This window comes from Brevibacterium sp. p3-SID960 (genome assembly GCF_025144725.1).
Taxonomy (GTDB): Bacteria; Actinomycetota; Actinomycetes; order Actinomycetales; family Brevibacteriaceae; genus Brevibacterium.
The window spans coordinates 1-23,433 of record NZ_JALXKS010000045.1 but is presented as its reverse complement, the minus strand read 5'-3'; the positions used below and the strand labels follow the sequence as shown (position 1 = coordinate 23,433).

The 23,433-nt window shown below is 67.8% G+C and carries 16 protein-coding genes and 1 pseudogene; 6 read left to right on the top strand and 11 right to left on the bottom strand.

The window, feature by feature from the left end; genetic code table 11:
- Positions 1-224: 224 nt before the first annotated feature.
- Together M3B11_RS11900 and M3B11_RS11895 are read right to left on the bottom strand one after the other, a co-directional pair.
- Positions 225-2,495, bottom strand: coding sequence for a hypothetical protein (locus M3B11_RS11900; protein WP_259877639.1), 2,271 nt, complete (start codon positions 2,493-2,495; stop codon positions 225-227).
- Positions 2,492-4,873 (bottom strand): hypothetical protein, encoded by a 2,382-nt coding sequence (locus tag M3B11_RS11895; protein WP_259877638.1) that lies wholly within the window; start codon positions 4,871-4,873, stop codon positions 2,492-2,494. The genes M3B11_RS11900 and M3B11_RS11895 overlap by 4 nt, the downstream gene beginning before the upstream one ends.
- A 420-nt stretch (positions 4,874-5,293) precedes the next feature.
- Here M3B11_RS11895 and rplM point away from each other — a divergent pair, with 420 nt between their 5' ends.
- From rplM to M3B11_RS11880, 3 genes are all read left to right on the top strand, one after another.
- Positions 5,294-5,737: a 50S ribosomal protein L13 gene (gene rplM, locus M3B11_RS11890; protein ID WP_102161819.1), complete on the top strand. Its 444-nt coding sequence runs from the start codon at positions 5,294-5,296 to the stop codon at positions 5,735-5,737.
- Between the two features lie 33 nt (positions 5,738-5,770).
- Positions 5,771-6,280: a 30S ribosomal protein S9 gene (gene rpsI, locus M3B11_RS11885; RefSeq protein WP_259877636.1), complete on the top strand. Its 510-nt coding sequence runs from the start codon at positions 5,771-5,773 to the stop codon at positions 6,278-6,280.
- Positions 6,281-6,414: 134 nt separating this feature from the next.
- Positions 6,415-7,881 (top strand): phosphoglucosamine mutase, encoded by a 1,467-nt coding sequence (locus M3B11_RS11880; protein WP_259877635.1) that lies wholly within the window; start codon positions 6,415-6,417, stop codon positions 7,879-7,881.
- A gap of 290 nt (positions 7,882-8,171) precedes the next feature.
- Here the strand turns inward: M3B11_RS11880 and M3B11_RS11875 are convergent, their stop codons facing one another.
- The 6 genes from M3B11_RS11875 to M3B11_RS13430 form a co-directional block, all read right to left on the bottom strand.
- Positions 8,172-9,857: an ABC transporter ATP-binding protein gene (locus M3B11_RS11875; protein ID WP_259877634.1), complete on the bottom strand. Its 1,686-nt coding sequence runs from the start codon at positions 9,855-9,857 to the stop codon at positions 8,172-8,174.
- Positions 9,854-10,837, bottom strand: coding sequence for an ABC transporter permease (locus tag M3B11_RS11870; RefSeq protein ID WP_259877633.1), 984 nt, complete (start codon positions 10,835-10,837; stop codon positions 9,854-9,856). Before M3B11_RS11870 ends, M3B11_RS11875 begins: the two co-directional genes overlap by 4 nt.
- A complete protein-coding gene (locus tag M3B11_RS11865; protein WP_259877632.1) occupies positions 10,834-11,931 on the bottom strand; it encodes an ABC transporter permease in 1,098 nt (365 codons plus the stop codon). The genes M3B11_RS11870 and M3B11_RS11865 overlap by 4 nt, the downstream gene beginning before the upstream one ends.
- 5 nt (positions 11,932-11,936) lie before the next feature.
- A complete protein-coding gene (locus M3B11_RS11860; protein WP_259877631.1) occupies positions 11,937-13,493 on the bottom strand; it encodes an ABC transporter substrate-binding protein in 1,557 nt (518 codons plus the stop codon).
- A 294-nt stretch (positions 13,494-13,787) separates the two neighbouring features.
- Complete coding sequence (locus M3B11_RS13435) at positions 13,788-13,970, bottom strand: winged helix-turn-helix domain-containing protein (protein WP_396121570.1); 183 nt, start codon at positions 13,968-13,970, stop codon at positions 13,788-13,790.
- Between the two features lie 22 nt (positions 13,971-13,992).
- On the bottom strand, positions 13,993-14,205 hold the full coding sequence (locus tag M3B11_RS13430; protein ID WP_396121569.1) for a hypothetical protein: 213 nt from the start codon (positions 14,203-14,205) through the stop codon (positions 13,993-13,995).
- A gap of 86 nt (positions 14,206-14,291) precedes the next feature.
- Here M3B11_RS13430 and M3B11_RS13425 point away from each other — a divergent pair, with 86 nt between their 5' ends.
- Together M3B11_RS13425 and M3B11_RS11850 are read left to right on the top strand one after the other, a co-directional pair.
- The gene (locus M3B11_RS13425) at positions 14,292-14,432 is read left to right on the top strand and encodes a hypothetical protein (RefSeq protein WP_396121568.1); all 141 of its coding nucleotides are present in this window, start codon (positions 14,292-14,294) and stop codon (positions 14,430-14,432) included.
- Positions 14,433-15,045: 613 nt separating this feature from the next.
- Complete coding sequence (locus tag M3B11_RS11850; protein WP_259877629.1) at positions 15,046-15,564, top strand: hypothetical protein; 519 nt, start codon at positions 15,046-15,048, stop codon at positions 15,562-15,564.
- Positions 15,565-15,645: 81 nt separating this feature from the next.
- Here the strand turns inward: M3B11_RS11850 and M3B11_RS11845 are convergent, their stop codons facing one another.
- From M3B11_RS11845 to coaA, 3 genes are all read right to left on the bottom strand, one after another.
- Entirely contained in the window at positions 15,646-19,527 is a 3,882-nt protein-coding gene (locus M3B11_RS11845; RefSeq protein ID WP_259877628.1) for a phosphodiester glycosidase family protein, read from the bottom strand.
- A gap of 247 nt (positions 19,528-19,774) precedes the next feature.
- Positions 19,775-21,655: an ABC transporter ATP-binding protein gene (locus tag M3B11_RS11840; RefSeq protein WP_259877627.1), complete on the bottom strand. Its 1,881-nt coding sequence runs from the start codon at positions 21,653-21,655 to the stop codon at positions 19,775-19,777.
- A gap of 124 nt (positions 21,656-21,779) precedes the next feature.
- Positions 21,780-22,883, bottom strand: a complete 1,104-nt coding sequence (gene coaA, locus M3B11_RS11835) for a type I pantothenate kinase (protein WP_259877626.1) — start codon at positions 22,881-22,883, stop codon at positions 21,780-21,782.
- A 151-nt stretch (positions 22,884-23,034) separates the two neighbouring features.
- Here coaA and M3B11_RS11830 point away from each other — a divergent pair.
- A pseudogene (locus M3B11_RS11830) lies at positions 23,035-23,433 on the top strand (hypothetical protein); the annotation flags it as partial.

Here is a 23,433-nt window from a genome sequence, read left to right as displayed (position 1 = left end):
GCTGAGCGTCTGACGAACCTCCCTCAGGGTCTGACGAACCTACCCCGGCGTCTGACGAACCTACCCCAGCGTCTGACGTGCTCAGCCAGGGGTCACCGCATCGGGCGCTCACAGGGGCGACAGCGGAGAGGTGCCGGAAGCAGAAGTCCCCGCGGTGGGGTCCCCGCGGGGGCGTTTCAAAGATCCAGCGGGAGTTCGCACCGCACCTGAAGAGCTCCGGCAGATCAGCGCTGGGACTGCGGAACCGTCCCGTTGCGCACAGCTTCGGGCCCACCGGCCTCACCCGCCGGGCCGTCGGACAATGGTCGAGAGGTCCGCCCCTCGCGCTGACATTCGGCTGCCTGCCGCCCGACCAGATGGGCCAGTGCTGGGACGAGGAACAGCAGCCCAACGGCCGGGACGATGATGCCGGAATCGTTGACGACGGCGCCGACGCCCAGCAGCACCGCCAGGGAGATCATGCCCATGCGCAGGTACGGGAACCGGGCGTAGAGCCGCGGCAGCGCTGGGATCCGGAACCGGCCCGGAGCGATCGCCGCCCAGAACACGCCAGCGATGATGAGCGGCAGCAGCAGCGTCATCCACGACTGGGTGAGGATGTCGATGTTCATGCCGATCTTGCGCATAAGCACCGCGCCGGCCTCACCGCTGATGATCGAGGCGAAGAAGCGGCCGAAGTGGGTGCGGTCATCAGCCGGGCGCAGCCAGTCGATGACCAACACGGCGATCATGATGCCGGCTGTTGTGCCGACGATGAGCGCCAGCCGTTTGATCGAGGCCCGGATCTCGGCAGCCGCCAGTGCCAGCACGCCCAGGCCGACGACGAGCGCCGGCACCGAACCGAACTTCGTGCCCAGCCCCGGGGTGGCCAGCAGCAGGCAGGCGAGCACCATCGTCACGAGGACGATGCTCAGCCGCACCCACCGGTTGGCGATGAGCGAACAGGCGGTGATGAGCGCGAAGACGAGCGCAGTGAGGAACAGCGCGAGAGCTGAGTTGCCGATCCCGTAGAACCGGGAGGCGATGAGCAGCGGCTCCCCGAGCAGCGTCGACATCTGCAGGTGCGAACCGGTGATGACATCACCGGCGAGGACGAACACCGTGGCGACGGCAACGAAGGTGAGCGGGCCGAGTGTGAAGCGCTTCCACGGCCCGAGCAGCCCGGCCAGCGTCAGTGCCAGCGCCCACCCGGCCAAGGCTGCGAGCATCGCGACATCCGGGCTCGTCGAACGCTCCCACGGGATGACATTGACGAGGTAGGTCGAGACCGGGATCGCGGCGAAGAACAGCCCGCCGGCGCGCAGCGGGTTGATGACCCGCGGCCAGGCGCGCCGGCCGACGAGCGTGGCAACCGCGAGCAGCGCGGCCATGAGCCCGGCGAAGACGGGATAGAACCACACCGACATCGCCGCCTGCGTGGCGACGGCGACCTGCCGGTCGAGCATGAGCTGGTAGCGATCCCCAGCGCTGGCCGGCGCCGAGGCGGCGGTGATTGGGGCGCCGGCGAGGTTCGCATCCGTCTGCGCGCCGGTCGCGCGCACGAGGGTCGGCATGATGTCCGTCGTCTGGATGAGGCCCGGCTGCTTGGTCGACGGGGAGGTGAGGATGCCCGGCTGCTCACCGGGCCGCTGGATCGCAGCGAACTGCATACTGGAGGATTCAGTCCAGCCGTCGGCGATCGAGGCGACCATGAGCAGCGGCTGCGCACCGCCTGCGGCGTGTTCGTCGTAGGCGGCGAGGATGTCTCCGAGGTGGTCGTCGAGTTCGGTGATCGAGTACCCGGGGGTGCGCACATTGCCCAGGTCGATGAGCACGAGCGGATGGTGCTCAGCTGCTGTGCGCACCTGGTCGCCGAGGTCGGCGTCGAGGCTCTCGTAGGAGCGCACCCGACCATCGGATTCGGCTGCGGCGATCGCTGCTCCTGGACCGATCGCATGAAGTTCGGGGACGGCTGCAGCCAGCGCACCGAGGTCGGCGTCATAGCGGTCATGGGCGACCTTCTCCTGGTAGACGTCCCAGTCAGCCGTCCAGCCTGACAGCGGCGGCTGCAGGGCCCGGCACTGGGCGGCAGACTCATCGGCCGCACGCCGCCCGGAGCTCACCGCCAGCCAGCCGTCGGCCGGGCAGCTCGTCGAGCGCACCGACCGCGGGGTCATCGTGCCGATCGACCCGTTCTCTACCAGTGACCACAGGTGCGGGGTCCGCCACCGATCGAGGTCCTCGTGCTCGAGGCCGGAGACGCCGACGAAGATGACCGGCTGGGACTGCGGCTGACCGGCAGTCTGGGTCGGCTGCGCCAGTGCACTCGGTGCCTGGGCTCCCGGCACTTGGGCACTCGGTGCCTGGGCTCTCGGCACTTGGGCACCCGGTGCCTGGGCACTCGGTGGCCCGGCGCCCTGTGCCTGCGCGGCGGCCGCGAATGGGCCGGCGAGTCCGAGGGCTGCGATGAGCACGGCGCTGAGCACTGCCAGAAGGGCTGGGCGCAGACGGATCATCGACCCTCCCCAGCCACACTGGCTCCAGCCGTCTCCTGCGATCCAGAATCCGCCTCGGGCATAGTCGCCGCCGTTGACGGCGTGCGACCGGCAGGGACATCGGCGCTGAGGGCGAGGAGGAACGGGACGAACATCATCGCCCCGGTGCCCGGTACGGCGACCCCGGAGTCGGTGATGACGAGGCCGACGAGCAGGCCGGTGCACACGGCGAGGAACCCGGCGTGGACGTAGCGATCCTCTAAGGCCTCGGGCAGCACGCCCTCGAAGCGGTGGGTCAGCGGCGCGGTGGCGGGGAACCGGCGCAGGTAGGCGAGGAAGATGAGGATGACGACGGCGGCCAGCGGCACGATGATCGCCATTCCGGGGTTGACGACGATGATGTTGAGGTTCGCACTCAGCTTGCGGGAGATGACTTCGAAGGCCTCACCGCTGAGCAGCTGGGCGAAGAAGTTGCCGAAGTGCGAGCGGGCTGCCGGCGCGCGCAGATAGTCGAGGGCGGCGACACCGAGGATGGCACCGAGCGAGACAGCCCCGATCCCAGCCAGCCGCAGAAGCGACAGGCGGGCGCGGAGGCTGAGCGCGATGAGCACCATGAGCCCGGCCAGGGTGGCGACGGTGCCGCCGAACTTCGCACCCCACGCCGGGTTGCCGAGCGTGCCGACGGCGATCGCGCCGAGACCTGCCAGGAACAGGGTCAGCGGCCCGCGCCGGTCAGTGCGTGCCGCCAGTGCCCGGGCACCGAAGGCCAGAGCCAGGAACAGGGCGACGATGAACAGGGCTGCGCCCTGGTTGCCGAGGCCGTAGAAGCGGCCGGCGACGATCGCGTTGTAGCCCATGAGCGAGTTGTACTGCAGCTGCGAGCCGAACAGCGCGACGTCGACGCCGAGCAGCACCGCCGTAACCGTGCAGATCGCGGCGACGCGTCCGGCGAAGGTGCGCCGCCAGGGACCTGCGAAGCCGGTGGCCAGCAGCAGCGCGGAACCGGCAGCGATCGCCAGGCCGAGGCCGAGGACCGGGTCGGCCATCCGCTCCCACGGCAGGAGGGCTGCGATGAACGAGCCCATCGGCACGGTGCCGAGGATGAGGCCGGCCCAGCCGAGGCCGGTGCGGATCCGCCCGGCGAGCACCGGCTGGGCGATTCCGGCCCAGCGCGCCCACCAGCGCTGCAGCGGAACCAGCAGCAGCAGGCCCACGGCGACGGTGAGGGCGTAGAAGGCGGTGGTCACCACGATCGAGAAGGTCTGGGCGCTGCGATGCACGGTCGCTGCCGCGGTCGCATCTCCGACGAGGGAGTCGATGCGCTCGGCTGCCGGTGCGCCGGCGTCGATGCGCCTGAGCTGGGCAGGATGCGGGGCCAGGTCGCTGTCGATGCCCGGGGCGGCGGCGAGCAGCAGTGCGGTGAGGTCGGTCAGCTGCAGCACCGGCTTGCGCGTCGAGGAGCTCTCCAGGGTCCCGGGAGGCTGAGCGTCGGTGGCGACCTCCGGGGTGGAGCGCAGCAGGGCGCGCAGCCGGGAGGGGCTGCCGCGGTCGCCGACCCCGGCGATGTGCACGGTCGTCGTCTTCAGGTCGAGGCCTGCGAGGTATCCGCCGATGTGCTCGTCGATCGCGGCGAGCTGCTCATCGTGCTCGCCGGCCGGGGCGTCGGCCGTCCAGCGCTCCGAGCCGATCGTGCCGGCGTCGATGAGGGTCAGTGGGCACAGTCCGGTCCCAGCGGTGTCGGCCTGCTGGGCGCGAGCCGAGCTGCCGGGCTTCGTGCCGGCCGGCTCCCACGTGTCGATGCGTCCGGTCTCATCGGCCGCCGCCCACGCAGCCCCCGGGCCGATCGCCTCGACGCACACGCGGGATTCCCGGGCGGCGTCAGCCAGCTGGCCGATCCCTGAGCTGTAGGAGTTCTGCGCATTGGCTGCCACGACGCGGTCGAAGTTCTCTACCGTGACGTCCTCACCGGTTCCCTCTGGGGCGCGCAGGTCCGGGCACGCCGAGCGGCGCTCCTGTGCGGCCCGCTCCTCGTCATCGCTGCTCAGGGTGTCGTCGGCCTCGGCAGCGGCCTGCTCACCGGTGACATGAGGGGAGATGTTGACCGCGTGCATGCGCGCCCCAGACCCGACGGCGAGCCAGCCGGCGGCCGGGCAGGTGACCGAGACCACGGAACGGACGGTGACATTGGCCATGTCGGCGCGCTCAGCGAATTTCCACAGGTGCGGGGTGCTTTCCGGGCTGATGTCGGACATCGACAGACCCGAGGCCCCGATGAAGACGACCGGGTGCTCCTCTCCCGAGACGTCGGCCGGGTGGCCGGCTGCGGCAGGTGCCGTGGCGGGCAGCATGAGGGCTGCGATGGCGCCCAGGCACACGAGAAGGCGCGTGAGGATGCTCACCGGAGCGGCACCGCGCGCGCGGGTGGGAGTTGAGGAAGCTGGCACCCGCCCAGCTTATCGGCTGGATCATGGCGCCTGCTGAGAGGCCTGCTGCCAGGCGGCGCGGGCCCGGTTTGCGCCCGGGGCGGTCCTGGTTTCCGGTCGGGTTGGACCCGGTTTGCGCCCGGGGCGGTCCTGGTTTCCGGTCGGGTTGGTCCCGGTTTGCGCCCGGGGCGGCGATTCCGGTAGATTAGCCTGTTGTTGTATACGTCTATACACGCTCCTCATGAAGCCTCATTCGCGTTGCAGGCACTGGGATGAGGGTCAGCTGTGTGGGAACGTATGCGCGCCAGACAAGCCGGACGCCGTTTCCTGGATCACGACCTGTGGAAATGGCGGCCATCGAGCTGTTCACTCAATAGACGAAGAAGAAGGCTACTTTTGCGTACGTACACCCCCAAGCCCGGCGATGTTCAGCGCCAGTGGCACGTCATCGACGCCACTGATGTCGTCCTCGGCCGTCTTGCCTCTCAGGCTGCCCGCCTGCTCCGCGGCAAGCACAAGGTGACCTTTGCACCGAATGTCGACTCGGGTGATTTCGTGATCATCATCAACGCCGACAAGGTCGCGCTCACCGGCGCCAAGCTGGAGCAGAAGCGCGCTTACCGCCACTCGGGCTACCCGGGCGGCCTCAAGAGCACGTCCTACTCCGAGCTGCTGGCCAAGGATCCGCAGCGCGCCGTCGAGAAGGCTGTTGCCGGCATGCTGCCGAAGAACCGCCTCGGTCGCGCCCAGATCAAGAAGCTGAAGGTCTACGCCGGTGGCGAGCACCCGCACGCCGCCCAGAACCCGCAGCAGTTCGAGATCAGCCAGGTTGCGCAGTAAGCACCAGGCATCCAAGACTTTAAGAGGAGAACCGTGGCTGATACCACCAGCACCCCTGACGTCGACGACGTCGAACTGACCGAATACTCCACCGAGACCCCGGCTTCGGCTGGTCTGGGCGAGTCCGTGGCCGGTGGCCGCGGACAGTCGCTGACCGCCCCGGGCTCCGGCGTCGGCCGCCGCAAGCAGGCCATCGCCCGCGTCCGCCTCGTCCCCGGCTCCGGCCAGTGGACGATCAACGGCCGCGACCTGGAGACCTACTTCCCGAACAAGCTGCACCAGCAGCTCGTCAACGAGCCGCTGCGCCTGCTCGACCTCGAGGGGCGCTTCGACGTCTTCGTGCGGATCTCCGGCGGCGGACCCTCCGGCCAGGCCGGTGCCGTGCGCCTGGGCATCGCCCGCTCCCTCAACCAGATCGACCGCGAGTCCAATCGCGCCGAACTGAAGAAGGCCGGCTTCCTCACCCGTGACGCCCGCGTCCCGGAGCGCAAGAAGGCCGGACTCAAGAAGGCCCGCAAGGCACCGCAGTTCTCGAAGCGCTGATGCGCTCAGCCGCTGTGCGGGCCCTATGCTGAACCTCGGACCCTCGCACCCGCCTTGCGCGGTGCGGGGGTCTGAGTGTTTGCGGCCAGGCCAACTGGGCCCACTGACCTGTCACATCACCTACAAGGACGACCATGTCACGACTTTTCGGCACTGACGGCGTGCGCGGACTCGCCAACGCCGACATCACCGCCACCCTCGCCCTGCAGATCGCCGAAGCCGGCGCCCGCGTGCTCGCCCGCCGCGGCAGCAACGGCCAGCATGCCGCCGTCGCCGGACCCTCCGGTGCCGGAGTCGCCGCCAACGGCCAGCGGCCCTTCGCCGTCATCGGCCGCGACACCCGTGCGTCCGGTGAGTTCCTCACCCACGCCGTCGCCTCCGGCATCGCCGCCGCCGGCGTCGACGTGCTGCTCGTCGGCGAACTGCCCACCCCCGGCGTCGCCCACGTGGTGAAGAGCACCGGCGCCGATTTCGGTGTCGTGCTCTCAGCCTCCCACAACCCGATGCCCGATAACGGCATCAAGTTCTTCGCCCGCGGCGGCACGAAGCTGCCCGACGCCCTCGAAGACGAGATCGAGGGTCTCATCGGCACCGACTGGGACCGGCCGACCGGCGACGCCGTCGGCCGGATCCGCAACTTCCCGTCCGCTGCCGACGAATACGTCGAATCGCTGGTCATGGGCGTGTTCAAGGGTCAGCAGCCTGCCGGTTCCGACCCAGATGCCCCGGTCGCACCGGTCACCGGTGCCCTGGAGATCATCGGGGCGCCGCTGGCCGGACTCACCGTCGTCGTCGACTGCGCCCACGGTGCCGCCTCGGTCGTCGGACCAGCCGCCCTGCGCCAAGCCGGCGCCCGCGTCATCGTCACTGCCGCCGACCCGGACGGCTACAACATCAACGACGGCGTCGGCTCCACCCACATCGATTCGCTCGTTGCTGCGGTCAAGGAGCATTCGGCCGACGCCGGTGTCGCTTTCGACGGCGATGCCGACCGCTGCCTGGCTGTCGACGCGCTCGGCCGCGAGGTCGACGGCGACCAGATCATGGGCATCCTGGCGCTCAGCCTCAAGGACGCCGGAAAGCTCGCCCACGACACGCTTGTCACCACCGTGATGTCGAACCTCGGCCTGCACCTGGCGATGGAACAGGCCGGGATCACGACGGTGCAGACGAAGGTCGGTGACCGCTATGTGCTCGAGCGCATGCTCGCCGATGGCTACGCCCTCGGCGGTGAGCAGTCAGGTCACGTGCTCATGCTCGACTACGGCACCACTGGCGACGGCGTGCAGACCGCCCTGCATCTGCTGGCCCGCATGGCGCAGACGAAGCGCTCGCTTGCCGACCTGGCTGCCGAGATCCCGCGGCTGCCGCAGGTGCTCGTCAACGTCAAGGGCGTGGACAAGACCCGGGCCGGCGACCCCGCCGTCGCATCCGAGGTCCAAGCGGTGGAGGCCGAGCTCGGCAAGACCGGTCGCGTGCTGCTGCGCGCCTCGGGCACCGAGCCGGTCATCCGCGTCATGGTCGAAGCGGAGACGCACGACTTCGCCCAGCAGCAGGCCGAGCGCCTAGCAGAGGTCGTCAAGCGCGAACTCGCGTTGTGATCGGCAGGCGGAGCTGACCGGCTTCGCCACGTGAGTCCTATCGACCGGTGGCCCTGAGCACGTATCTGTTCAGGGCCACAGTCGTCGATCCTTCGAGCGCAGCAAGCCGCGAACGGACTCCCCACATGCCTTCCCGCATCACGACCGCACGACTACATGACCCCACACGACGGCATGCCCCCACGCGAGAGTTTTCTCACCGGCGTCATCGAAGCGCTGGAACAGCTCAGCCTGCCCGACGACTGAGAATCACAAGCCGGCGCAGGCGTGACACTCGTGCTGAAGCAGCCTCAGGCGCGCACCGGTTCGGCCGGCGGGACGGCGTCGATGAGCTGACGGGTGTAGTCGGTCTGCGGGTCGCGCAGAATCTGCTCGGCGGTGCCGTACTCGACGACCTCACCGTCCTTCATCACCGCTACCGTGTCGCTGACCTGCTCGACGACAGCCAGGTCGTGGCCGATGAAGATGTAACCGAAGCCGTGCTCGTCCTGCAGCTCAGCGAGCAGATCGAGGACCTGCGCCTGGATCGAAACATCGAGTGAGGCAGTCGATTCATCGAGGATGAGCAGCTCGGGGTCGACGGCCAGGGCGCGGGCGATGCACACGCGCTGCCGCTGCCCGCCGGAGAGCTCATGCGGGTAGCGTTCGATGAACGACGCATCCAGACCGACCTGGTCGAGCAGCTCGGCGCAGCGCTGTCGGCGCTGCCGCCGCGGGAGGAGGTTGTGCGCCATGAGCGGTTCGGCGATCGAACGCTGCACGGTCATCCGCGGGTCGAGAGCGGCGAACGGATCCTGGAAGACCATTGCGATGCGCCGGCGCATCGTCTTGAGATCGGCCCCCGACAGCCTGAGCACCGGGTCCCCGCTCATCCGCGCCTCTCCCGAGGCCGGTTCGACGACACCGGTGAGCACGTTGGCGATCGTCGACTTGCCCGAACCGGATTCGCCGACGATGCCGAGCGTGCGGCCGCGGTAGACATCGAGGCTGACATCCTTGACGGCGGTGATGGTGCGTTTGCCGGTGGGGGAGGACACCTCGAAGTCCACCGTCAGATCCTCGATCCGCAGCAGCGGCTCACCCGTCTCCTCCCGGTCGGCGTGGGCATCTGCAGAGCCTGCCTTCTGCTGGGTGCGCAGCAGCGGGCGGGCAGCCAGCAGCGTCTTCGTGTACTCGTGCTGCGGACGTTCGAAGATGTCGGCGACGCTGCCGCGTTCGACGATCTCGCCTGCGCGCATGACGACGATGTCATCAGCGATCTGGCCGATCACCCCGAGGTCGTGGCTGATCCAGACGACGGCCATGTCCCGGGAGCGCTGGAGACCTGCGACAAGATCGATGATCGCGGCCTGCGTGGTGACATCGAGGGCGGTGGTCGGCTCATCGGCGATGAGCACGTCGGGCTCACATGCGAGAGCCACAGCGATCATGACGCGCTGCTTCTGACCCCCGGAGAGCTGATGCGGATAGTAGCCCAGCCGCAGCTCGGGATCGGGCAGCCCGAGTTCGGTCAGCAGCTGCAGTGAACGTTCGCGAGCCTCGGGGGCTGAGATACCGAGGTGCTTGATCGGGCCTTCGGCCAGCTGCGCTTCCAAGGTCATGAGAGGGTTGAGGCTTGTCGACGGGTCCTGGAAGACGAACCCGATGCGGCGGCCGTGGATGCTGCGCAGCAGCCCGGCAGGTGCGCCGACGATCTGCTCGCCGTCGAGTGTCGAGGAGCCGTGCACGTAGCCGCCGGGGGCTTCGAACAGGCCGGTGGCCGAGAGCACCGACAGTGACTTACCGGAACCGGATTCGCCGACGATGCCGAGTGTCTGACCGGTGGCCACCGCGAAGTCGACGCCGTGGACGATGTCGTTGCGGCCCACGCCGACGGTGAGATCCGAGACCTCCAGGACCGGCGCCTCGGGCGCGGGATCACGGCGGGCGCCCGCTGCCTCGGGAGCGGAAGCCTGATCAGCAGGGATGTCGCTCACTTCTTCCTCCGGTTCTGCATGATGGTGCGTTGGCGGGGGTCGAGGACGTCGCGCAGGCCGTCGCCGAGCAGATTGAAGGCCAGCACGACGACGAAGATCGCCAGACCGGGGAAGACCGCCATCCACCAGGCGTCGGCCATGAAGCCCTGCGCATCGAAGAGCATCTTGCCCCACGAGGGTTCCGGCGGCTGGACGCCGAGGCCGAGGAACGACAGGGCGGCTTCGGTCAGGATCGCGAATGCCAGTGACAGCGAGGTCTGCACGATGACGGGCCCGGAGATGTTCGGCAGCACATGGCTGAACACGATCCGACCGGATGACACGCCCATGGTGCGGGCGGCCTGGACGTAGGGCTCCTGGCGGACGGACAGGGTCGAGGCGCGCGCGACGCGGGCGAAGATCGGGATGTAGACGATGCCGATGGCGATCATGGCCGAGCCGATGCCCTGGCCGAGGATCGCGACGATCGCCAGGGCCAGCAGCAGAACTGGGAAGGAGAAGGCGACGTCGACGATGCGCATGAGGATCGAGTCGATGACCCCGCCGAGGTAGCCCGACAGCACACCGACGCCGACGCCGACGACGAGCGCGATGCCGACGGAGATGAGTGCGACCTTCAGCGAGGTGGCTGCGGCGATGACGACGCGGGAGAGGACGTCGCGGCCGAGTTCGTCGGTGCCGAACCAGTGGGCGCTGCTGGGTGCCTGCAGGGCGCGCGGGACGTCGATGTCGTTGGCACCGTACGGGGCGATCCACTGCCCGAAGAGCGCGAGGACGACGATGACGGCGAGCACGATGAGCCCGAACACGGCGGTCGGGTTCGTCATAAGCAGCGACAGTGTCGAGGCGCGGGTGTTCTTCTTCGCGCTCGTGTCGGTGGTGGTGGCTTGTTTGCCGGAGGCCGTCGTGGCACTGCCTGCGGCGTGGCTGCTCTGGGCGGCGGTGTCCGGTGTCTGCCGGGTCGGCTTGTCTGCACTCATGAGATCCGGATCCTCGGGTCGATGATGGCGTAGAGCACGTCGACGAGCAGGTTGATGGTGAGGAAGATGAACGCGATGAGGAGGATCGCGCCCTGCAGCAGCGGGTAGTCGCGGGCGGCGACGGCGTCGTAGATGAGCCGGCCGAGGCCCGGGTAGGCGAAGACGACCTCGACGACGATGACGCCACCGAGCAGGGTGGCCAGCTGGATGCCGGAGATCGTCAGCACCGGGATGAGGGCGTTGCGGCCGATGTGCTTGGTCAGCACCGTCCAGTGCTTCAGGCCCTTCGAGGTGGCGGTGCGCACGAAGGTGGCGTGTGAGACGTCGATGACGGCGGTGCGGATGAACCGGGTGAGGATGGCGGCGGAGACGACCCCGGCGGTGATCGCCGGCAGCACCATGTGCGTGGCCCAGCCGATCGGGTCTTCGGTCAGCGGTGTGTACCCGGATGAGGGCCAGCCGAAGCCGAGAGCGAAGACGCTGATGAGCATCATGCCCATCCAGAAGTCCGGGATGGACACGCCGAACTGGCTGATGACGCGGACGATCGAGTCGATGACGCCGCCTTCGCGCAGTCCGGCGATGGTGCCGAGCGGGATCGCGATGAGCAGCGCGACGAAGATGGCGCACAGGGCCAGGGAGATCGTGGCGGGCAGGCGTTCGAGCAGCAGCATCATGACCGGTTCGCCGTTGCGGAAGCTCACCCCCAGATCGCCGATCAGCGCGCTGCCGATGTAGGAGAAGAACTGGGCGATGAGCGGCTTGTCCAGCCCGGAGGCCTGCTGCAGGGCCTGGTAGGCCTCATCAGTGTAGCGGGTGCCCAGGGCGATGCGCACCGGGTCGCCGGGCACGAGCTGGATGAGGAAGAACACGACGACGATGACGCCGAGCAGGGTGACGAAGGTCAGCAGGATGCGGCGCAGGATGAACGTCAGCAACGGATGCCGGGTGAAGAAGCCCGCCTGCTGTGTCTGCTCGGCCTGGCTCGACTGGTTGTCTGCAGAACGCGGGGTGTCTGCAGATCGCGGGGTGTCTGCAGATCGGTCCGGCGCCTCGGGAGCGGTGCTGCTGCCGTGGGTGTTCGGATCGCTCATGCCCATCAGTCCTCTGTCAGCTTCGCATCGCGGAACCGGACGGCCCGATCCGAGCGGATCGTGTAGCCCTCCAGGCGCGAGGTGTGGGCCTGGATGACCGCCGGGTTGTACAGGTACAGGTAGGAGACGTCGTCGACGATGTGCTTGGCGGCCTGCTCGTAGAGTTCGTGCCGTTTGCCCTCGTCCATCTCGACGCGGCCGGCGTCGAGGAGCTCGTCGACCTCGGGGTTCGAGTAGCCCTGCGAGTTCGACGGGCCTTTGGAATGGTGCTGGGCGTAGTAATAGTCATCGGGGTCGATGTTGCCCAGCCAGCCGAGCATGAGCGCATCGAAGTCCCCTTGGCCCTGCCGGTCGAGCCAGGAGCCGAAGTCAAGGGTGGTGATCGATGCGGAGATGCCGACGTCGGAGAGGTTGTCGGCGATGACCTGGGCGGCGGTGACGGTCTCGGGGTACTCGTTGGTGACCATGAGCTCCATCGACAGGTCGGATACGCCGGCTTCGTCGAGCAGCTGCTGGGCCTTGTCGGTGTCGCGTTCGAAGGGCGCATAGTCATACGCCCATGGGCTCGATCCCGGGATGGCGGTCTGGTTGACCTCCGAGGTGCCGAACCCGGTGGCCTGGGCGATCGAGTCGCGGTCGACGGCGTAGGCGATCGCCTGGCGGACCTGGGGGTCGTCGAAGGGCTCCTTCGCCTCGTTCATCGCTACGTACCAGTAGTCGTTGGAGATGACCGATTCGATGTGCAGCGACTGGTCCTTGTCCAGCGTGCCGAACTGCTGCGGCGGGATCGAGTCGGTCCAATCGATCTCCCCGGAGCGCAGGGCGGCGACAGCCGTGTTGTGCTCGGTGATGTAGCGGAACTGCACGCCGGCGACCTCGGGTGCTCCGCCCCAATAGTCCTCGTTAGCCTTCAGCGTCACGGAGTCGCCGGGCCGGGCGGAGTCGACGGCGAAGGGGCCGGTGCCGATCGGTTCGGTGGTGATGTCACCGGATTCGGCGTTGTCCTCCTCGACGATCGCCACGCCCTTGAACCCGCCGAGCGCTGAGAGCAGGGTGGGGCTGGGGGCGTCGACGTCGATCTCGACAGTGTGGTCGTCGATGGCGCGCACGTCGGTGAGCATCGTGAGCTTCCAGGCGTTGGCGAGTTCGCCGTCGATGATGCGCCGGTAGGAGTAGACGACGTCGTCGGCGGTGAAGTCGGAGCCGTCGTGGAAGGTGACGCCCTCGCGCAGGTGGAACGTCCACGTCAGCTCGTCGTCGCTGACCTCCCAGGATTCCGCGAGCGCCGGCTGCATGTTGAACTCCTCATCGGGCTCGACGAGGGTGTCGTAGACGTTCTCGAGGACCTCGAAGGCGAAGTAGGAGGTCGTGGAGTGCGGGTCGAGCTGGTCGGGCTCACCGGAGATCGAGGCGACGATGACGTCGTCGGAATCAGCGGCGCCGAGGTCGACGCTCTGACGCGTGCAGCCGCTGATGACAGCGAGGATCGCGACCGCCGCCGAGGCGGTCGTCGCCTGAGCCAGGCGGCGCAGGCGTGGTGCACGTGCTGGGGATCTCGTCATAGTCGTCATCTCTTCATCGCCATCGATGCTGCTGTGCGTGCCTTCCATTATGGGCCCAGATGTGATGCATCTGCATGGAAGCTGAGCGAACGGTGGGGGATGAGACGTGATTGTTACAGGTGAGGCGGCAGGGCCGGAACGAGGTGCGCAGGTGGGACAAGTTGAAGTAGCTCTAAAATTGTTCTAGCCGCGAAACGTGCTATGAGACGGGTGTTCTGCCTGGTCAGCGAGCTGCCGCCGGGATCCGCCAGACAAGCACTAAAGTACTCTGACGCTGAGGTTTTATAGCTCGGCCTAGTTCAGCCGCCATGTCGCATGCGGGTCTTTTGGCTGCTCGCCGCGCCAGGTGACGATCTCGGCGTCGGGCATTCGAGTGAGATGTCGCAACACGGTGGGACGGGTCATCCCTACCAGTTCCGCAATCTGGCCCGTGCCCAATGGGCGTTGAGCCTGCCGCATTGCTTTGAAGATCTTCATTCCCGTAGGCCCCAGTGCTTCTTCAATGGAGCTGGGAAGTGAACTGCGTGCCAAGAGCGTCAGGCGGACTGATTGGGATGATTGAACGTACATCGGTTCGGACAGCCCGGTGCGTCGCATCTCCGCGAAAATCCGGCGGATGCCCTCTCCTAGCTCTTGTGATTCCGAGATCTGCGCAGACTCTGGCAATGCGCGCATTGCGGCTGATCGATTCGGGCGAGACAATGTCGGCCATGCCGGGGAACCTGCCCGGGCTTGTGATGTCGATTCGATTGGGAAAATCTCCACTCTGACATGGTCGCCGCTGATGCTATAGGAGCGATGGACCACGGCATTGACGAGGCTTTCCAGCCATGCGTCTCCGGGGATGATTGGGAGGCTCTCGAGTCGTCCAGAATCGCCGAGGGCGTGCCGGTGCGGGATCATTTGGGCAATTGCATCGGCAGCCTCGCTGATCTGTGACGGCAGTGAGCCTTCGCACCTGACGTCACTTCCGGATGCAACGGCGTGTGTACGTCCAGCGCCTCTTTCGTTCTGCAAGTACTTCAATACTCTGACATGGGCGCTCGGAAAGATGGTTTGTGGTCGGCGTGCAAAGAGCACGTACGCGGCTACCGAGATGCGGCCGTCTTTGGTGAGCAACTCACAAGCGTGCAGAGCCCGTTCGGAAGAGGACGACCCAAGCAGATCTTGACAGTCCCTAAGGTGGTCGGCATCGAGGTCTGAGATATCAGCTTCAGGTGCCCGAGTGCCGTCAAAGCTGGCGAAGCCACGATCCCACTCAAGTTCTTGGCGTTGCGCAAAGCTCAATCGTCGCGACTCGTCGCCGATACGCTGATAGCAATCACCTGATTGTGACTCATGCACATAGTCGCTGGGCCCACCCTAAAAATCAGGATCGGCCCCTCCGTTGTGCTGAGTTCGCGCACAGTGGCTCGCCCCGGCGGTTGTGTGAAGTCTGCGGCTGTCTGTCTGAGCTCGTTGTCGTTTCTGTCAGAATCGTTGTCGTTTCTGTCAGAATCTGCGCAGTGATGTCCGGACTCGGGAGAGCGCGCGAGCGTTATACCGTAGGGATATGGCACCCACCCCTCCTGATTCTGCGTCAGCGGATCAGCCCGGCCGCAATGGCCGTGCTCACGCTTCCGGCGCGCCCCGGCGCTTGCCCCTGCTCAACGTCGAGAGCCGGCCGGTGCGTGCCGGTGTCCTCGCCGCCGGCTCGACAGCGCTCGTCACACTGCTGGTGACCGGCGCCTCGGCTGCGGTGCAGGCAAGCCGGCCAGCCGGTGGACTCGCGTGGATCTTCGGCGAGCTGATGAGCTCATTCCTGCTGCTGGGCATGGTCGCGGCGCTGGCGAACTTCGCGATCGGCGCAGTGCGCTGGAAGAAGCCGATCGCCGATCTCAAGGGCACGCTCATCACCGCGCTGTTCCTAGCGCTGGCTTTCCCCGTCATCGTCTACATGGTCAGCGTCGTGTGGATGCCTTCGGCGCTGTACGTGTTCATCTCACTGCTGCTCATCTGCATTCCCGCCGGAATCCTCTTCGCGATCATCGCCCGGCTTCCGCTCGGCCCGCGCCAGCGGCACGTGCGCTGATCCGCTCCCGAGACGGCCGCTGACACTGCTGGCCGGCACGGGGTTCCCTCAACCAGTGCCGACCAGCAGTGCGTCTCGGACTCAGCGGCGTCGTCGGCTCAGGCCGACCGCCACTCCGCCGGCGCCGATGAGCAGTGCGGCCAGCCCGGCATAGCCGATGAGCTGCGCACCGGTTCGCGGCAGCGGATCACCGTGACGGTCCTTACGGTCCTTGCTCTGCGCGTCGTCATCGCGTTCGGAGTCGTCATCGCGTTCGGAGTCGTCGTCGCGTTCGGAGTCGTCGTCGCGGCCGGACTCGTCGTTGCGTTCGGAGTCGTCGCGCTCGTCCTCCGGACTGGTCGGGTCGTCTCCCGGTTCCTCACTCGGGTCCTCGGACGGCCCATCCGTCGGTTCCTCGGAAGGAGTCTCACTCGGATCCTCACTCGGGTCCTCGCTCGGCTGCTCAGACGGCTCGTCCGACGGGGTGTCAGTCGGCCCGTCCGTCGGCTCCTCGGTCGGGTCCGGGCTGGGCTGCTCGTCCTCGTCACCGGCGACGGTGATCTCCAGCGTGCCGACGCGTCCGTTGACGGTGACGTTCAGCTCAGCGGTGCCCGGTGCCAGGGCCGTCAGCTCACCGGTGCGCGGATTCACCCGCACCACCTCGGCGGCGGCTTCGACAGGGTCACCGGCAGCAGCTCCATCGGCATCGGCAGCGGCGGGCGCGTCACTGGTGTCGACGACGACATTCGCGCCGCCCCACTGGGAGGTGACCGGCCACTTGACGTCGAGGGTGCGGCCGTCTTGGTCGAAGCTCGCGCTCACCTGGTCGGTCTGGCCCGGGACCATTGCTGTCGGACCTTCAACGGAGATCTCGTCGACCCACGGGCGAGTCTCAGCAGCCATCCAGGCGGCACGGTCGGCCGGGCTCGGGTTCTCACCCAGCTGGCCCTTGCCGGGCTGCACGCCGAGCATCGTCCATCCGGTGAAGCCGCCCTGGCTGGGGGCACCGGCAGGGCTCTTGCCGGAGTTGCCGTTGATGAGGTAGCTGACGCCGTCGACTGCGGAGCCGTGGAACACACCGACGTGGGCGTTGACGACGGCCACCGACTTCCCGGTCTCGGAGCGGAACTCGCCGAGCAGCCGTTCGAGCTCCTTGGCCTCTCGCGGATCGTTGAGCTTGCTGTTCTGGGTGGGCAGCGGATCCTGCGGCGGGTGGTGGAAGAACAGCACCGCGCCGGTCAGGTCATCGCTTTCGGACAGCTCATCGAGTGAGCTCTCCAGCGACTGCAGCTGGTTGAGGCCTGCGTCTTTGAGCGATCCGGTCGCCGTGTTGTACGTCAACAGCTTCGTCCGGCCCAGGGTGCGTTCGGTCTGAGTGGCGCCGAAGGCCTCTTCGAAGTTCGCGATCTCCCCGCCCATGACCTCGTGGTTGCCGGGCACGTAGACGTAGGGGATCGCCGGATCCCATTCCTCATCGAGGATTGTCTGGGCGAGCTCGAAGTCCTCTGGACTGGCCTCATCGACGAAGTCACCGTTGATGACAAGCAGGTCCGGGCCGCTTTCGCGGATCTCCTTGAGCGTGCGGCGGGCGCCCTGGGCGTTCTGGCTGTCGGGGTCGGCGGCGACGAACTGCGAATCGCTCATCACCGCGATCTGCTGCGGTCGCTCGGTGGTGTCGCCATAGGCGAGCAGGCCAGGGTCGTGGACGACGGCATTCGGGGCGGCCTCGGCCGGCGGAGCCACGACGGCGGTGAGGTCAGCGACGGTGATGTCGCCGCTGTAGCTCTCGCCCGGGCGGGTCTCCATCATCCGGATGCGCCCGAAGCTCAGCGGCTGGGCCAGGCCCTCCGGCACGCTGAAGCGGATCCGCTTCCAGTCATCGAAGGTGATGTGCTCACCGTCGAGATTCGTCACGGTGCCGTCAGCGGCGGTGACCTGCAGGCGCGGCCACGCACCGGTGGCATCGCCCTTGACGTCCATCTCGAAGGCGAGAGTGGTGCCGTCGATCTCGACGGGTTCCTTGGCCACGAGGTAGTAGCCGCGGGTGGCGGTCGAGGTGGTGAAGTCGTACTGCAGGCGCATGCCGCGTGTGCCCTCCTCCCGGCCCTCGGCGGAGCCGAAGGAACCGGCGGCGCGGGCGGCATCGTCGGTGAAGAGGGTCTCATCTCCGAGATCGATGACAGTCTGCTCCTCGGTGCCGACGGTGACGGCTACCTGCGTGGAGACTTCCCCGACGGTGATCTCCACCGGGCCCGAGGCGGCACCGGCCTCAGCAGTGATCGCCAGTTCTGCGAGCCCGGCCGGTTCGACCGTGATGCCGTCTGGCGCGGTGACCTCGATGTCGGCGGTCTCGATCGGGGCGCGGTGGCCGTCGGCGTCGAAGCCGCTGACGGTCACGACTCCCTGCGGCTGATCCTCGGTGAGGTTGATGGCTCGTTCGCTCACGATGAGGCCGGCCGGTTCGCCGAGCACCCGCAGCTGCTGGGCGGCGGTATGCGGGCCGGCTGCATAGGTGACATCGGCGCGCCCGCGCGCGTCGCCGGTGACGACGGCCTGGTCGCCGGTGGATTCGGTCAGGGTGACGCTGCCGTTGGCGCTGAACTCGCCGTCAGTGGTGATGGGTTCGAGGTTGGCACCCAGGCCGGTGCCGGTCAGGGTGCGCTGGGTGCCGGTGAGCACGGCCCCAGCGTCGTCGAGGGCGGTGTTGATCTGCACATCGCTGAGCTGTTCGCGCGGGGCGCTGGAGTGGAAGACGAGGGCGTTGACGACTTCGCGCTCCTCACCATCGGAAGGGTTGTTGTGCACGATCGGGCGCTCGGTGCCGGCAGCCCGGGCGGCCATCGTCGTCGAACCGCCGCCGTCGAGGTTGAGGGCGTTGTGGGCACCCATATCGGCCAGCAGCTGGCCGGTCTCCATGAGTGTCATGCCGCGGGATTCGGCGCTGCGGCCGTCGACGGTGAGGACGAACAGCTCGCTGCCGTCCTTGCTGATTCCCACGGCGGTGCGCGGGTGCTCAGCGGTGGCGAGAGCGTGCGGGAGGTCCGGGACGGTGCCGTCGGTGAGGATCTGGTCGGAGCCAGCCAGGCCGAGGTCGAGGCTGCCGGGTGCACCGTCGACAGCGGGGCCGACGTCGATGGTGACAGTGTCGCCGACCTCCAGCTCAGCGACCGCCTCGGCGCCGGCGTCACGGCCGAGCAGCACCTGCCCGCCCTCGGGGGCGTCCATCTCGCCGGCGGTATCGGTCAGGCCGCTGGCCTCGACGACCTCGGAGTCGACGATGGTGGCCCGAGCGACCTGCTCGGCGACGGCATTGGGGCCGCCGACCGGCCGGTCGAGGGTGTAGTCGCCCCATTGGGAGGTGTAGACGCCGATGCTGTCGGGATCGAGGTCCGGGTTGTTGAGTCCGGCAAGCTCATGGGCCTTGCCGCCGAACTCCGCAGTGCCGGTGACCGACAGTTCGCGGATCGCAGCAGTGACGCCGTCGATGGTGAGTGCCGGCTTCGGCTGGCTGGTGCCGACCTGCATGCCGTCCTGGCCGACGACCGAGTAGATCGGGGCATCAGAGTAGTTGATGTCGAAGAAGGAGCCGTTGACCGCAGCGACAGCGGTGTCCTCACTCATGAGCTCAGTGACCGTCGCCCGCGAGGTGACATCACCGGGGTTGGCGACATCCATGCTCAGCGACGGGGTCGTGAGGTCTGCGGTGAGCACATTGGCATTCGTCCACCCCTTGTCCTCCAAGCGGGAGAAGTTCGTCAGGTCGAGGCCGGGTGCCACCCGTTCGGTGGTGGCGTCGCGCAGCACCGAGCCGTCGGCGCCGAGCTGATCGTCGGTCGGTGCTGCCGCAGCGGTGAGCTGGAAAGCTGAGGAGGGCAGGAGCGCCGGGGCGCACACGAGAAGCGCGGTGATGAGGGCCGCGAGGATGCGGCGCAGATGCGCGGAGTCGGTGTCAGGGAGAGAATGCTGCGGCAAGTCGGAGCGCACGGTGATCCTTCGAATCGATTGGCGGAGAAGTGCAGCGGCGGCACTGTCGAACCCGACTGTGCACAGCCGCAACCTCCAGCCTCGATCACCTGTGCATTTTCCGTGTGAACCCTCAAAGACGACTGAGTGAAGTTGTCGTAGCTGCCCGGTGGCCTGCGCTCATTCCTCGCGTCAGACCGCTCCTGACCTGCGCTTACTCCTGGCTGGCGATGGAGCTGCCCGCGCTGGCGGTCTCGGCGCTCATGTCTCATTCCTGGTCGGCGAACTGGGTGCGGTAGAGCTCCGCGTAGCGGCCGTCGGCTGCCAGCAGCTGGCTGTGCGTGCCGCGTTCGACGATCCGGCCGTCTTCGACGACGAGGATCGCATCGGCCCCGCGCACGGTGGACAGCCGGTGGGCGATGACAAGCGCGGTGCGCCCGCTCATCGCCTCCGACAGCGCATGCTGCACGTGGGCCTCCGAGGTCGAGTCGAGTGCGGAGGTGGCCTCGTCGAGCAGCACGACCGGTGGGGCGGCCAGCAGCAGGCGGGCGATCGTCAGCCGCTGGCGCTCGCCGCCGGAGAGCCGGTAGCCGCGCTCGCCGATGATCGTATCGAGGCCGTCGGGCAGTTCGGCGAGCACCGCATCGAGGCGGGCCCGGGAGGTCGCTGAGCGCAGCTCCTCCTCAGTTGCGTCCGGCTTGACGATGAGGAGGTTGTCGCGGATCGACTCGTGGAACAGGTGCCCGTCCTGGGTGACCATGCCGACAGCGGATTTGAGGTCGTCGAAGCTGAGATCGCGGACGTCGACGCCGCCGATGCGCACGCTGCCGGCGGTGGCGTCGTACAGGCGCGGGACGAGCGAGGCGATCGTCGACTTCCCGGCACCTGAGCTGCCGACCAGGGCGACCGTCTGCCCGGGTGAGATCTCGAAGCTGAGGTCATGCAGCACCTCGTGATCGGTGCGCTCATCGAGGATCGCGACCTCTTCGAGGCTGGCAAGGGACACCTCGGCGGCGGACGGATACGTGAACGAGACGTTCTCGAACTCCACCTGCAGGGGCCCGGCCGGCAGGGCGCGGGGGTGCGCGGTCTCGGCGATCATCGGCTTGAGGTCGAGGACTTCGAAGACGCGTTCGAAGCTCACGACAGCGCTCATGATGTCCATGCGGGCGTTGGCGAGCATGGTGAGCGGGCCGTAGAGGCGGGTGAGCAGCATCGCGAGGGTCACGACGGCGCCGGCGTTGAGGGTGCCGAGCACGGCCTGGACACCGCCGAGGCCGTAGACGAGGGCGAGTGCCAGAGCGGAGACGAGGGTGAGGGCGGTGACGAAGCTCGTCTGCAGCATCGCGGTCTTGACGCCGATGTCGCGCACCCGCGCTGCCCGGGCGGCGAACTGCTCGGATTCGCGGGTGGGGCTGCCGAAGAGCTTGACGAGGGTGGCGCCGCCGGCGGCGAAACGCTCGGTCATGCGGGTGGACATCGCGGCGTTGTAGTCAGCGGCCTCGTGCTGGAGGGCGGCGAGCCGGCCGGCGAACATGCGGGCGGGGATGAAGAAGATCGGCAGCAGCAGGATCGAGATGACGGTCACCTGCCAGGAGACCGTCACCATGACCGCGACGGTCAGCAGCACCGAGACGAAGTTCGACACGATGCCCGAAAGCGTGTTGGAGAAAGCGCGCTGGGCGCCGATGACGTCGGTGTTGAGGCGGGAGACGAGCGCGCCGGTGCGGGTGCGGTTGAAGAAGGCGATCGGCATCGTCTGCACATGGTCGAACACGGCGGTGCGCAGGTCGTAGATGAGCCCTTCGCCGGCACGGGCGGACAGGTAGCGACTGGCCAGGCCGAGTGCAGCATCGGCGAGGGCGAGGCCGGCCATGATGAGGGCGATCGTGATGATCGCGGAGATGTCCTGGGTGTCGGTGATGGCGTTGACGACGAGGCCGGCGAGCACCGGGGTGATGACGCCGATGGCGGAGATGACGACGGACAGGACGATGAAGCCGATGAGCAGGTGGCGGTGGCCGGCTGCGAAGCGCCAGATCCGCTTGAGGATGTCAGCGGAGAGCCCGCCGGAGCGTGAGCCCTGGCCGTGCAGGCGCTGCGACGCCATGGTGCGGTGCATGAGCGCCAGGGGAGAGGGTGTCGTCATGGAGTCTCCTCAAGGGTGCGGGCCGGGCAGGGGCGTGCGCTGGTGCCGGCGGGGTGCCGGGGCGGCACCCCAGTGGGTACAACTGCGGGGAGGCGCTCACGTGTTCCCGGCGGGGCTGCTCAGCTCAGAGCTTGCGCATCCGGATGCGGCGGATCGAGTGGTCGCGGGCCTTGCGCATGACGAGGTCGGCTCGGCCGCGTGAGGGCAGCACGTTCTCGGCGAGGTTCGGGGCGTTGATCGAATCCCAGATCTCGCCGGCCAGCGAGCGAGCCTCCTCGTCGCCGAGCGTGGAGAAGCGGTGGAAGTAGGAGTCGGGGTCGCGGAAGGCGCCGGCCTTGAGCTTCATGAACCGGCGGATGTACCAGTCGCGCACATCTGCGGTGTTGGCGTCGACGAAGACGGAGAAGTCGAAGTAGTCGCTGACGGACATGCCGACCCGGCCGTCGAAGCGCGGGCGCGGAGGCTGCAGGACGTTGAGTCCCTCGACGATGAGCACGTCGGGGGAGCGGACGGTGACCTGTGCTCCGGGGACGATGTCGTAGGTGTGGTGCGAGTAGATCGGGGCCCGCACCTCGGGAGCGCCTGACTTGACTGCCGAGAGGAACCGCAGCAGGGCGCGCCGGTCGTAGGACTCGGGGAAGCCTTTGCGGCCGGAGAGTCCGCGGCGTTCGAGTTCGGCGTTGGGGAAGAGGAATCCGTCGGTGGTGATGAGCTCCACGCGCGGGGTCGAGGGCCAGCGGGCGAGGAGCTCACGCAGCACGCGAGCGGTCGTCGACTTGCCGACGGCGACCGAGCCGGCGACGCCGATCACGAACGGGGTGCGCTTGGGTGCGGGATCCTTGCCGGTGTCGCGCAGCGGGGCGAGGAACTCGCGAGTGAGCTGGTGCTTCTGGCCGCGGGCGGCGACGTAGAGGTTGAGCAGGCGTGAGAGCGGCAGGTAGATCGTCTCGACCTCGGTCAGGTCGATGGTGTCGCCGAGGCCGCGCAGTCGGTTGACATCGGCAGCAGACAGCGGCAGTTCGGAGTTCTCGGCCAGCAGCGACCAAGAGGCGCGGTCGAATTCCCAGTACGGAGTGGCGGCGCTCTCAGCCTCACCGGCGCGCGCCGGTGTCAGGCCGGCGAGTTCGCGTTCGGCGTCGAGGGACGATCCGGCAGGGCTGGCTGCGGTCGAGGAGTTGTCGAACCGGGTGCTGCCGTCATCGTCAGGGGCATGGGTGCCTGAGATCATGCCGACATTGTCGCACGAGTACCACGGGGGCTGTGGGGCGGTTCCTCGGATGGACGGGTGCGAGGCTGGCAGATCTGCCAATACCGGCAGGGTGCCCTGTTAAACTCATGTGATGTTCTCCGGCAGGCAGCGGGTGTGCGAAGGGGTGAGGATGATCCGTCTGGCAGTCCTCGGGATGGTTGGAACGAGCACGACCGGTCCGGACAGCGCGCAGCGGCTGCGGGCGCACGCGCTGCCCGGTGCCGTGGATGCGATCACGCGGCTGCGTTCGGCTGGAATCGCCGTAGCTCTCATGACCGACCTGTCTGCGGATGTCGCTGAGCCGATGCTCGAGTCGCTGCGCTGGAATGTCGGTCCGGAGGGCTTCGTCGACGCGCTCATCACCCCTGAGGTGGCCGGGGCGATCGAGAAGGCGGCCGCCCCGGATGATTCCGTGGCCGCTGCTGCCCCGGAGGTCGCCGCAGCAATGGCCCAGACCCTGGTCGATGACCCGCATGAGGTCCTCGTCGCCGGCGCCACCGTGCCCGAGGTGCGGGCCGGCCAGGCAGCC